The 12,845-nt window shown below is 45.4% G+C and carries 6 protein-coding genes; 1 reads left to right on the top strand and 5 read right to left on the bottom strand.

Going from position 1 to position 12,845, the window contains the following annotated elements:
- Positions 1 to 214 precede the first annotated feature (214 nt).
- The gene (locus tag C900_RS04415; protein ID WP_009578423.1) at positions 215 to 397 is read right to left on the bottom strand and encodes a hypothetical protein; all 183 of its coding nucleotides are present in this window, start codon (positions 395 to 397) and stop codon (positions 215 to 217) included.
- A 144-nt stretch (positions 398 to 541) separates the two neighbouring features.
- On the opposite strand from C900_RS04415, the gene C900_RS04410 reads away from it, so the two are divergent.
- Complete coding sequence (locus C900_RS04410; protein ID WP_009578422.1) at positions 542 to 877, top strand: helix-turn-helix domain-containing protein; 336 nt, start codon at positions 542 to 544, stop codon at positions 875 to 877.
- A 44-nt stretch (positions 878 to 921) separates the two neighbouring features.
- Here the strand turns inward: C900_RS04410 and C900_RS04405 are convergent, their stop codons facing one another.
- From C900_RS04405 to C900_RS04390, 4 genes are all read right to left on the bottom strand, one after another.
- Entirely contained in the window at positions 922 to 1,317 is a 396-nt protein-coding gene (locus C900_RS04405) for a hypothetical protein (RefSeq protein WP_040495650.1), read from the bottom strand.
- Positions 1,318 to 1,319: 2 nt separating this feature from the next.
- Positions 1,320 to 8,522, bottom strand: a complete 7,203-nt coding sequence (locus tag C900_RS04400; RefSeq protein ID WP_009578420.1) for an RHS repeat-associated core domain-containing protein — start codon at positions 8,520 to 8,522, stop codon at positions 1,320 to 1,322.
- 13 nt (positions 8,523 to 8,535) lie between these two features.
- Positions 8,536 to 12,021, bottom strand: a complete 3,486-nt coding sequence (locus tag C900_RS04395) for a hypothetical protein (RefSeq protein WP_157493892.1) — start codon at positions 12,019 to 12,021, stop codon at positions 8,536 to 8,538.
- Between the two features lie 531 nt (positions 12,022 to 12,552).
- The gene (locus C900_RS04390) at positions 12,553 to 12,795 is read right to left on the bottom strand and encodes a hypothetical protein (protein ID WP_157493891.1); all 243 of its coding nucleotides are present in this window, start codon (positions 12,793 to 12,795) and stop codon (positions 12,553 to 12,555) included.
- Positions 12,796 to 12,845 lie beyond the last annotated feature (50 nt).

The raw sequence follows: 12,845 nt of genomic DNA, 5'->3' as shown, positions 1-12,845 counted from the left end.
CGTTTCAGTGACAGGATGTTTCCATTGAGGTGTCTGTCCCAATATTAGGACGGACTTTTTGGAATTTCAATGGGATTTTGCAGTAAAAAGTTTAAAGAGTTCTTCCAAAAAAAGTAGCCTCTTTATAATCAAAAAAGCCTCGCATCCCTGCAAGGATTTTTCTGTAGTCGTTGTAGCATCGAAGTACTTCCGCGATAGATAGTTTTTCGTTCTATTATACCGGGTCACAGACCCTCTTGATCATTTGAAGGCACAAGTCGCAGACTTGCGCCAGTTTGGGGCTATAGCACATCAAAACGTAAAGCATTTCGTCCAGCAGGTCGCTGAGGTATAAGGCTCCGGTGTCGTGCAGGTAGGTGTCCAGTTCTTTGAAGTTGTGATGGTAGTGGTTAGGCATAGAAAAAAGTTTAGTTATGCATATCTGCTACAAACATACACTTTAATCCATTTCAGCCAAAGATCATACTATTTTTTTATACACCAAAATCATGGTATTTTTGAACAATCAATGATTAACCGCTTTATTAATAGCATATAGTGTATGAGCACATTTAGTAAAAGGCTTAAAGAACAAAGGGAGGCACTTGGGTTATCGCAATCCAAACTAGCCCAAGAGGTAGGAGTACATCAATCGATTATTGGCAGATACGAAAGAGACGAGGCCAAACCAACTATCGATGTAGTTTCTAAAATAGCTCTAGCTTTAAATACTACGGTGGGCTACTTGTTAGGTGAAAATGAGCAAGCTGATACCTTTAAAGATCCTGATATGCTCAAGCGTTTTAAGGACATTATTTCATTCCCTAAAGATAAAAGAGACCATATTTTGTATGCCATTGATTCAATGATCAAAGCTACTAAACTTGATAGCCTCTAAACTTTAAAAGTAAAAGCCGCTCTACTGAACGGCTTTTTTAACTTCTACAAGACTTTCAAATTATGTTCTAGTATGCCATGTAATGCAGGAATAAGGAAAGAAAGAATCAAATAACCTCCTATTAACCACTCATCTCTTACTTTTCGTTCCGGGTCTTCATCCTTCCATTTCTCTTCAAAATTTTCAAGGTCTAAATTTTTTTCATATTTATACCAGTTCATAAAGCCAATTAGAATAATCAAAGGTAGCACATAGTATTTATGGGGAAGGGAAAAGGGATAAACTAATCTAATTAATACTAAAATATCAAGTAATGTAAAAAATTGTATTAGCGATAGTATTAGCGTTCCTTTTGTTTCAGGAACATTATCTCCTTTCTCTCTAAAAAAAGTATAGATTCTATAGAAAAGATAATCAAATAAGCTCTTTAATTTCTTCATTATTAATTACCCTTAGGGATTGGTATGAAGCCAGCTGGCCCTGGTAAAAACATAAAATTATTATCTATATGCTCTCCTATTGATTCTCCTGTCATGCCTACTGTTATCATATTAGACACAAAATAAACTCCTGAAACGGCCGCCCCGATAGGCCCCATAAACCCAATCACACCAAAGGTTGCATCTAGGCCATTACTAATCGTTAAACCATTATCATACATGTCGTATGCTGTGAAAGCAAGCCCTACGTACCCCATCCGGTTGCTAAATTTAGTAGCACCTTTTACGGTACCAGCCCATTCAGTAACTCCCGTATATAACGGCCTAGAGTTTTTCACCACAATACTTGCAGCACCTCCAAAAATAGAAGCCTGGGCAGCAGCAACATTACGCCAATTATGACCACTTTCTTCAGGAGCTTGATTAAACCGGCTAAACAATGAAGGGTTAAGAGGGTTAAAAGCGGCAACATCGAGTTTGATATTTTGAGGAAGCACTTCCAACCTTCCGGTAATATCCTCTCCATGGTTTCTGGCTCCGGTAACACCGGCCACCTGGTAGAAAGTACCATCTGAAGCCAACTCACCTCCTAAGAAGTTACCTATTTGTCTTCGATCTGCTACCGTTGGGGCGCTGCTAATGGCCCGTGCAAAGTCAAACCTGTTTCCATTATTGATACCATAAAACCCGTTAAAGGCAGAAGATGACATCAACATTGCATTCCCTTCAACAGAACGGTGAAAGTCACTCCAGTGCTGACCGCTTCCCGGCCCTGTATACCCCATATTCCCCAAACTATTAAACACCTGATACCCTCCATTGACAAACACATCATCCCTGCTCAGGTCTGCATAGGATCCCCCACTCGGATCTGAATAGTAAATAGGATTAGCCCCGGCATAGCTGTATGGGCTTTCATCCAGATAACTACTGGCATAAGGGTCAACCCCTGTCATTCTTCCCGTAGCGGGGTCATAGTGGCGTAATGGAAGCTCGTAAATACCCAGGTCCTCATTCAACTCGCTGCCACCATTAAACAAATAGTTATTCTTCAAGCTTGTAGGTCTTGTCCAACTGGTGTTATGTTGCAGGCCGAAAGGGTAATAGTCATTCATTTGCACTACAGGGTGCTCCCGAAGGGTTATTTTCATATCATCAAAGAACACCGGCAATGGGCTGTCACTCTCATTGCTCAGGTAAATATAAACAAAACCCGACTTTTCTGCCACAACACCCTCAAGGGAGATGCGCCTGTGGTAGAAGGATTGAGATGTTATCTGTGCGTGACCATGTTTGTAGGGTTTCATATTTCTATCAAACATGATATAGTTCAGATATGCAGCGGGCCGCGTATCACTACTGGTGCCGCTTAGCAGCATGTTATTGCTATGAGCAGTGTTGAAAGCATCGTAGGTAGCCTGCTCATAGGTGTTCCCCCCGTTCACTCCACCAAAGGCTCCTGCTATTGAGCTCACCAATACCGTAGCCGCTTGTGTGGTGGAATAGCCGCTGCCGCCCTCAAAGTATCCGTACACTTCCATATCCAGCTCGTCACCGGGGTATACCGGCAGGCTCAGAGCGGGACCCGTGGGTTGCGAATTGTTGAGCTGTACCACCTCGTTATCACCACTGACGTGGATATCAGAAGCTGTTGCATCAGCACTGTTGAACTGCACCCTCGTCTCCGAAAGGTTGCCGTAAACTGATTCCTCGTCTATAGCTGTTTCGCTCTCAAACCGGGCAGCAAACTCTATGGTTTTCGGCCGCGTGGTAAAAACTACCCTGGTATTTCCCAGGTGATCCCTTATGAAGTACTGGTATTCATACCCCCTCGCTGCATTGGCCACCACACGACCTTGTTCATGGTGGATATACCGGAGTGTATCATTTTCATAAATAAACCCTCCTATATAATCGGTACGCTTTTTCAGTTGACCAGAAGCATTATACTCCTCACGGGCCAGCTTCACCCCGCCAGCAGTATAAATATACCGGGTATACTCCCCGCTACCTTTGGTTATCCTCTCCGGCAAATCCAGGTGATTATAGGTGATGGTACTGATATCCTTGTTATTGTCATAAGTCATGTTTCCATTACTGTCATACAGGTAATCATCACCAATTGTATCTTTAAAGCCTTCGCCACTGAAAGAAGAGTTACTATCATCCTTCACTTTGATCAGTTGGTTGCTATGTGCTGAGGTGCCCTGCCCATAATTATAGACCAGTTCATCTATCTTTTCCCTTCCACCAACATCTGCAAACCTGGTTAGCCTCAGGATGTTGCCATTCAGGTCATATTGAATGCCTGCCACATCATAATCACCTGCACTTCCCCATGAGCTGTTGTGCCGTTTGTGATACCATGCTGACTTTAGCCGGTTCATGCCATCATAACTATAGGTATAAGCGCTTTCATCCAGATCCCCCAGCCCCAGGTGACTGCCCCATTTCACGGCTGAGATGTTACCATTGTAGGCAGGAGTATTCTGAAGGTTGTTCTCCACCCGGTCGTGATAGAACTCTATACCAAAGTAGTCTTGGGGCTCTGTCCCATCATTATGCAACTTTGCTCCATTGATCCTGGTCAGCCACCCCCGGATATTATAGCGGTAGTCCACCGATTGTGCAAACGTGTTTCCTTCATCTTCGGAGTGTAAATTTTTCTCTATTAACTCACCGAGTTCATTGTAATGATTTTCGGCCAGTAGTTTTGTTCCATAGTCTATCATTACATTTTTGATAGTCTTTCCCTGCTCTATCAGCGTCCCTTGCACATATAGATCCCGGGCCTGCTCAAAGTCCATCTCCAGTGTTACACTTTCATGGTCATAAAATTTCAGTTTTCCCTGCTCGCGCTTGATGCTGTAGCTACTGGTACCACTGCTGGAGGACAGCCATTTTTTAAAAGCGCCATTGACCCGTATTAAAGGCCGGCTGCTGCCGTTGTAATAAACGATACAGGCCCCTTCGCTGCTGTTCCCCGGCCAGTTCAGGCATATTCTCTTCCCCCCGGACTGGTGATACCGGTAGGTAACCCCTCCGTCTTCCCCTGACAGGATCACTTGTTTACTCGTTGCCCGGTGCGGCCCCTCTTCTCCCTTCCAATACAATTCATAATTCTGATTGACCCCTACATTCTCAAGGTCAGTCCACTGTACTCCCTCACTCAAAGCATGATATGTCTTCAATAACCTTTCTGCATGGTCGTAATCGAAGCTGCGGGTGATGTCTGTCTGGGATTCGGTGGGTGAAGCATAGTCGAAAGATGTTCTCGCCTCCAATACTGTGGAATTAGTAGCGTGTATACTTACATCTACAATTAATTCTGTTTCTGAAGGTACTCCCGAGGTATAGAAAACCTGGTCATTATGTAGATAATTTATGATTCCGTTAATCCTCTCTACTTTGAAAATATCTCCTTCCTGGTAATTATGAAACCACCCCCTATGCCCACCGTTTTCATATATCAGGATGCGACTGTCTTCGTAAAGATATATCGCATAATCGATCGTATGATAGGTCAGAGACTCATCTTTGTCTGATAAACCAAACATTAACTTTTCAGTGGAAGAGGCTGCTTTAAAACTTGCCCATCCGTCTTCCGAAGCTTTTAGTTTATTAATGGAAGATGCTCCCGCGTTCGTCCAGCCTGAAGCACCTGGCTTTACCAAACTGTCAGGACGTGAGTAGACTCCCTTCATTCCTGTCCATAGTACTGGATATGGCGCTTGAGCATCAGGTGTACCAAATGAACAGGTAACATAACCCAGTGAAGCCGGTGCAAAGGATAATGCGGCATCTATTGAAAGTGGTGTAGTGCTCTGCCCTTCAAAAGTGTATACGAGATTATTATTGACCAACACCCTCACTTCTCCATTTACACGCTCCATACGCACCCGATCGCCCGCGTTTATGGTGCCTTTGGCTCCTAATGAGCTGCCGTTTCTGTATGCCCGTAGGCTTTTGCCATAGAAATATACGGAATAGTCAATATCCCAATAGCTATGACTGTCATCCCATTCATTAAAGCCTATGAACTTGTTAGTATTTGTTTCCAGTACGGTGGTCTCAAACCAGCCGTCCTCATTCGCTGCCAGGGTGTTGGCCGAAGAGGCCCCCGCACTCCAGTTGGCAGTAGTATTGGAGGTAAGCATAGTGCTCGTGGCAGTAACATTCCGCAAATTTTTCCAGATCACCTTCATAGGCTGAAAGTGTGTAAGCTTGCTTTCCAGTACTTTCCCCACAAAATCATAGGTGCTGGTCATTCTTTCGGTGCCTTCCTTATGGTTGTTGCTTACTGTCTGGATCACTCGGTACTTGTCATCATAATAATTTACGGTGCTGATCCACCGCTCTTCCCCTAATATACGGGTTTTTGTTCCGGTCACAAGGCCTTTTACCCTGTTAAAGTAGGTGCTGTGGTCTTTATCGGGGATAAAGGCGTAGTCAGGAAGTGTTGCATGGTGAAAGTCATAGTTGTCATAATATGTGACGGACAGAAAACTGTTATCATCTTTCACCTGCGGGAATGTCAAATCGCTGTAGTCAAAATGACCTGAACTTTTAGTTTCGTAATACCGGGGACTCGCCATCTTTATAACATCACCCAAGGAATAAATAGCAGCATCAACAACCAATGGTCCTGTCTGAACATTAGGAGTGATATGAAAAATGTTTCCGTTTCGTTTATACCTAATCTCATTACCTTTTCTTTCTATCTGAAAAACATCTCCTGGATCCAGATAACCGGTATGCCACTTCTTGACACCACTTTCATATACATAAAATACTGATTGATTGATGTAAACAGCGTAGTCAATGGTATTGTAGTGTGCATTAACATCAGCATCGGAAAATCCAATCATGTACCGATCATTAACATATTTCGTTTCGAAGTGGATGGTGCCATCCTGATCATCCTGAAGCACTACCCCTGTAGAGGCTCCAGAATTACCCCAGCCGTTGGCTGCGGTACTTGTTAACAGACCATCTACTACCTCTGCGCCCTGAAATTGTGTCCAAATTATTTCCTGGTTATAGTAGCGGTCCAATTTATCTTGCATGGCTACTCTATCCGCGCCATCTTGATAAATACCAGTGGCTACCAGTCGGTTCAGTGCATCATATTTATTAAACAGCCACTCGCCCTTCAATCTCTGGTTGCCATCCTGGGTCAGCGCCAGCCTGTCTCTCTCATCGTATACCATATGCACCCAGGCTGTTCCCGGGTCTTTTTTGCCTACCATGCGATCTCTGTGGTCGTACTCATGCTGAAAAGCCCAGCGATCCAGCAGATCCTGTGAAACTGTAAAAGGCAAAGTGGGATTTCCTATTTCCTTTACCGCTTCAGGGGGTAATACGTACCTCAAATTGCCGTAGGTGTCATACACGTAATAGGTGTCAGCCCATGCTCCTGTACCTTCGGTTGCCTGGCTTCTGGTAAGTATGGTACGTCCTTCGGCATCAACAAAGCTGAAGCGATTATGGCCGTCTTCATCTGATACGGTGGTTTTCTGCAACTCACCCGGTCCGTAGGTATTCGCGATCAACAGGCCTTCATTAACGGTAAACCGGTAAAAGGCCTCACTGCCATCGATAAAAGTGTATTGGTATGCCATAGTATTGCCGGTGCCCGGCTGCCAGGCATCACCAGCAAAACCGGATTCGCGCAGCAGCCCACGAGGTGAATCGTCTATCTTTCTTTTGGCAAATGGGCTGTTCGTTTGAGACGAATAGTCTACTTCTGTTTGATAATACTGCTGTACTTTGGTTTTCCAGTCGGTGACAAATTTATCCGGTTTGGTGTCGGTCACATATGGCAGCCATGTGGTGGTTTCACGACCGGTTTCATCATACTCCCGCGTTTTTATGATGTGGTTCCCGCTTTCGCCATAGTGTATAGCCTGCTCCGCCCGGCCCATACCGTCATAAAAAACCAGTGACTCGATCTTATCGCTTGCTGGCAGGTCCCTTACCTCCGCCTCATGCTTTACGCCTTCTTTTTTGATGGTGACGGTGTGTTTATAGCTTCGATTTTCTTTCTCAAGGGCATGCCGCACCAGGTAATAGTCTGAAATATCGTAGCCACTCACTCCTGCTTTGGTCACCTTCACTGCATAGTGGCCCGCTCGTGTTACTTCCAGGTTTTTTGACACTTCACCTTCAATAGCCCCATACTGATCAAACCACTGATAGCTGTCGTAGCTAAGATTTGTGGTAAGTGTAACGGTAGTCTGGGCAAGGTCCAGAATGGCATTTCCTACCGGTACTACCTTTGGCCTGGTGTAAACAGAAACCTGCACCGCTGTTCGCGGGCCTTCACATCCTTTGTCATGGACTCCCGCCACATAATAGGTTTTTGATTGGGTAAAGATATCTTTCCAGCTTTTACTGACGCTGGCTACGGGGTTTATTGCTGTGGCGCTGGTATACCAGTTATACGAAACGGCATTGGGTGTAGAAGCCGTTAAGTTAAGGTATCCTTCTCCGAATCTTTTTGTACCGCTTACCGAAACCTCTCCGGGTTGGGGGTCTACTACTACATACTTACTCACACTTGCCCCCCAACAGCCGGCAGTAGAGCGGCTTCTTAAATAGTACGTGCCGGTAGAGAGCGCCCGGTATGTAGAATTGGAATCATCCATACTATACCCATTCTCATTTTTACCCTGCCAGTACCAGACAACTCCTGTTGGGGGAGTACCCCGCCTCAATATATCGTTGTTGCAGCCTTCCAGTCCGGGAGCATCCGGAATACCTGGCGTACTTTGCACTGTAACAGACTCACTCCATGAATGGGTACTCCAGCAGCCGCCATAGGAGCGGGCTCTCACATAGTATACATTTGAGCTATCCACTGTATGGGTATTGCCTACATACGTCATGGAGGTACTCTTCCCTATGATATCCCAAAAATACTGTACATACTGCTCGGGATTGGTAACAGTCAAGACCTTATTGCCACAGGTATTTGTTGATACTGTGAACTTCGGATTAGCAGGGGCATCGCATCCGCCATCTCCTCCGCCTCCGTCATTACCTCCGCCATCTCCACCTCCGCCACCATCATCAGGTGGTGGGGGTGCGTTCAACTGCTCCACCTGTGTGGTGTCATTTTGCTCTTGTGACTGGGCTAATCTGTATGAAAAGGTGATCAATATTAGTATCAATAGCACCTTTATAAATGATCTGTAAATAATCATTTTAGCTTTATTTTTAAAATTCCTCACAATCAACTGTTCTCTTTCCTTTTAGGAATACTTCCTGGCTTACAGCGTCTCCCATGGCATCGGTGATGGTACATCTGAGGGTGCCAGCTTCCTGGAAGGTATAGGTAATGATAAACTCACCTGTGGAGATGGTAGTAAACTGGCTGGTTTCATGTTTTCTAAATTGCCACTTTACATCATAGGATCCACATCCGTTTCTCGCGGTGCCTATTACTTTTATTACATCTCCGGGGCAATACATGGACTGCTCTCCATAAAAAATATCGAATTCATCCATCTGAAGCGGGCTCAGGTAGGTGTCGGTATTGATGTGATGGTAGATGGTTTTGCTGTTGAGCGCTCTCTCGTCTGTTACCGTACATTTTAAAGTAAAGTATTCCTCGCATGCATACAGGTTCCCGGTGCTTATGCTGCTTGACGAATTATTCAATGGGTATTGCCTGTTCTGTGCATCGATGTAGTACCAGTTATACCTGAGTTTTCCGCATCCGCCTGCGGCAATAACTTTTAAAGCGTTGCTTTGTACCTGGAAGCTGGCCGTGATCGGGTAATCACCGGAGGGGTCTTCACACGGTGGCAGGTAATGGTTGTGGTAGCTGAACTGTTGCAGGATATTTTCATCCTTATCCCGTACCCTCACCAGGCTCCCGCTTTCATCGTACTCATTGTAAGTGAAAATATCATTAACATCTGATTGCGATATCGCCTGTGATTTGCTATTGAAGGAGGCGGTGGTCATTATACTGCCGGAAGGGTATACTTTTATTTCGTCCAGCGCTTCTCCCTTATTGATTGCGGAGGTAAAAGGGCCGGTATAAAGTAGCCATTCTCCGTTTTCAAGGTACCAGTAGCTCATCTCATAGCTCTTGCCGGATGGCGGAGTAAACGGAATGGTGAAGCTTCCTCCCTGGTGGCTGTACAGTCCTGCTTTGGCTTCGTCATAACAGCATTCTTCAAAGCCATTGTAGTACACTTCGGAGGCATCGGCCCTGACGGCCTGTGCTACCGGAAGCAGCTTATCTTCATCCCAAACGGCAGCATATTTTTCGTCATTATGGGTGGTGGTCACTACATTGCCGTATCCGTCATAGGCTAATGAGGCTTTTTTCTTGTAGTTCAGCGAGCTGACTGTTGGGATCTCAGACTCCGCCACGCCTCCGTCAGGCACACGCTCTAAATGATATATCGCGACCGGCACCATCTGGGTTTCTCCATTTATAGCGTTGGTGTTGGCGCTGAATTCGACAGCCTGCCCGTTGGTAATTGTACTGCCGGCATTATCTGTTCGTGTGGTATGGCTTTCTACAACCACGGATTTCATATTTCTGACTGTCAGCTCGTCACAGAAGCCAACGCCCGGATAGTCCTCCGCGTAGGAGTAGGCTTGTTCGAAGTGTACATTGCCCGGCAGGTTTTGCACGACCTGTCTTGGATAGTTTTGTGCTGTGTAGCTGTAGTTAGCCGATGAAGACTGGCTGTTACCCTCATCTCCGTATGCGGTGTTTTCCACTTCAAGCAAACGGGCTTTCCTGAATGGCACCTGTTTGTAGGTGAGGCCGCAGACTTTATCTTCATGGCCTGCCACCGAACCGGTGCCGCCATTCAGGTAGAGCTCACGGATCGCGGCTTCCACTCCTCCGGTTCCCCCGTTTACCAGGTCTGAGGTGAGCTGCAGCAGGGGTACACCGGATTCCTCAAACACTTCATAGTCATAGCTTGTGCCGGATATCAGCCTGTAGGTGTTATTTTCTTTGGCGTATTGCTCCTGCGACTTTAGCTTTCCGTAAAGAAAATCCAGGTGAGTAGTAATGGGACCACTGGAGCTGTTGTTGTAGCCTTCGGAGGTAACGGTGGCCGTTGAAGCTTTGTCGTTATAAAACGCAAAGCTGTTCATGCCTCTTCCGGCCACTTCGGTCTTAACTACGCCATAAGTGACCGCAGGCGCCAACCCCAGGTAGTTATTGATAAAGTTAGTACGAACACTGGTGTTCTTTAAAGTCCATTGGCTGTTGATATTATGCCACCGCTGGCCGGTGTACCTGGTCACGGGGGGCGCCTGCAGTTTCCCGGAAGTTGAGCCTCCGGGCTGTGTATAGGCGTACGTGGTCGTAATCACCGGCCCTGTTCCGTCATGCGATTCTATGGTTTTGATCCGGTAGCCTCCTCCATAGCTGTATCCCACTCCATGCTCATCTGTCAGTGTCTCTTCAAATTGATGGGGTTCATAGGTGTAAACTACTTTCTTTCCCAGGCTGTAAGCCATCTCTTTTAACAGGCCTGCCGGGGTGGACGAAGGTTTTTTAACTACTCCGGATGTGGTAAGCTCATCTTCCAAATGATGGTTGTAGGTTACTTTGGGGAAGTCTCCCGTAGCTGTACCTCCATTGTAGTACCCCCAGTAATCGGTGCTACCATAGGCTCTGTTGATATTGTCTCTGTCGTAGTAGGTAAACTTTGTTTCCGCGTAGGCATTGCCGACCGTTTCCCGGTGTTCGGAGATCTTTTCGAGCCATAACAGGGGGCCTTTTTCATGGTGGAGGGTGAAAATCTTTAGAAGCTCTCCTGTATGACTAACATCATGGTGCCTGAATATCCGCACACTTTTTAATCTCTTTCGCGAGCTGCCATCCTGCCGGTCTGAGGCTATTTCAAATTGTGCTGAAAATGCGCTTAACCCGGAGTTTAAGGTGATCTTTTTTAAATATGGGGTGTAGTAATGGGATACAGCGCTTTCAGTCTCCAGCAAAGAGGGTATGCCTGAAGCGTAATATTCTGTTTTCCCCGCATTCTTCACTACGGGTATTTTAAATGGTGTATGATATTCAAATGATATCATCTCGCCATTAGGGTATACTATTTCCCTGATAAACCAGGCTGTGACCGCGATCTTGTCTGTCTGGCTGTTTCCGGCTTGCTCTACAAACCCTGTGCCTCCAAACCGGTAAATGATACCCGAATGGTCCTTTACTTCCCAGATATCAAGCTCATTGCTGGGTAGGGAAATATCCAAACGGTCGAAGCCGGAGTTGATGATGCTGCCATCAGGCCTGAAAAGAAACTTGCCCGAATGCCCTGCAAAGCTGTAGTAAAACTGGTCGGGTTGTGTATCATACCCCTGGGTCAGGTAGTTGTTAAGCCCGGCAACGCCTGCACCCTGGATAGTGGTGGGAAGGTTGCTTCCTATATATCCATGCGCTGAAAAATCATCCGATGATTTAATCACACGAGCTATCATACCTCCTGCCTCCAGAGACCATCCCTCACCTGCCCAACTGGAATAAAGGTTGTGATGGGGGGTTTGGGTATGATACCTCAGGGAGATCGGCAACGCGGCTTTTCTCCCCTTCAACGTGTAGAGCGGTGCGCCTGCGTCAGGTACCCCGGTATGAAGTCCTGACCGAATAGCAACGTGACGGATAGTGGCGAGCACATCTGACGAGGGCAATACTGATCTTGAATCTCTTATGTGCAAATGCTGGGCTTTGCCGGCTACTGTAGCCAGTAAGAGAAAACAAATACAGGGTAAGACGCGCTTTAAAATGAATTGAACACAGTTAATACACATATTATGTTAATTTTGTGCAGTTTTTATTTTGGGTTGCAATTTTACCAAAGTATTTAAAAAATCAAAGAATTTTTAAGACTAAAATAAATCAAATTGTTTCCGAATCGTATTAGTACTGTTATAGATAGTACGCTAAGATGATTTTGGGTTTCGCACCCCGCCAGTAACTGATTTACTGATTTAAAAACATGGTTCAATTTTAATACTGCTCACTGAAAAATCTCTTCAGTGCAACAAGAAATATCAACTTTTATAATTTTATAACTCAAGTGGTAGAATTCCAGGTCGAAAGGCGGAGGTTAATTAGTGTCTGTAAGAAAACTCTAAGTGGCTTTGCCAAAGGGCGGGACGAATTCCCAAAAAGCGGAGCGCACTGAGGTACGAGAGCATTTTGGAACAAGCGTAACGCAGACCTTGACGTTTTCTTAGAGCCACTAATTATAAATCCAATATAATATTTGCCTTCCTGCCAGACCTGTCGATACCAGATTTTTCAAACCCAAACGTGAAGGTGACTCTCTCTTTATAGCAATAACTCCGCCTTATAGTACAGAAATATATAGGTGCGCCCAACTCTTTCATTTCATTGATAATGTTGTAGACTTGTCGTTCGCTAATCCCCATTCTCAACGACAAATCCTTTGGAGAGCCTGTGGCTTTTTTCTTTATCAGCTTGTCCATTCTCTCAATTTGTTTAATTTTTTCAAACAACTTCATGCTCTGTAGACGTT

This window comes from Fulvivirga imtechensis AK7 (assembly GCF_000331535.1).
GTDB classification, from domain to species: domain Bacteria; phylum Bacteroidota; class Bacteroidia; order Cytophagales; family Cyclobacteriaceae; genus Fulvivirga; species Fulvivirga imtechensis.
This window is presented reverse-complemented; position numbering and strand designations above follow the sequence as displayed.

What these genes read in the sequence shown, in the direction of transcription:
- C900_RS04410 (WP_009578422.1), top strand. Translation starts at nt 542, where the DNA reads ATGAGCACATTTAGTAAAAGGCTTAAAGAACAAAGGGAGGCACTTGGG.
- C900_RS04390 (WP_157493891.1), bottom strand. Translation starts at nt 12,795, where the DNA reads ATGGACAAGCTGATAAAGAAAAAAGCCACAGGCTCTCCAAAGGATTTG.
- C900_RS04405 (WP_040495650.1), bottom strand. Translation starts at nt 1,317, where the DNA reads ATGAAGAAATTAAAGAGCTTATTTGATTATCTTTTCTATAGAATCTAT.
- C900_RS04400 (WP_009578420.1), bottom strand. Translation starts at nt 8,522, where the DNA reads ATGATTATTTACAGATCATTTATAAAGGTGCTATTGATACTAATATTG.
- C900_RS04415 (WP_009578423.1), bottom strand. Translation starts at nt 397, where the DNA reads ATGCCTAACCACTACCATCACAACTTCAAAGAACTGGACACCTACCTG.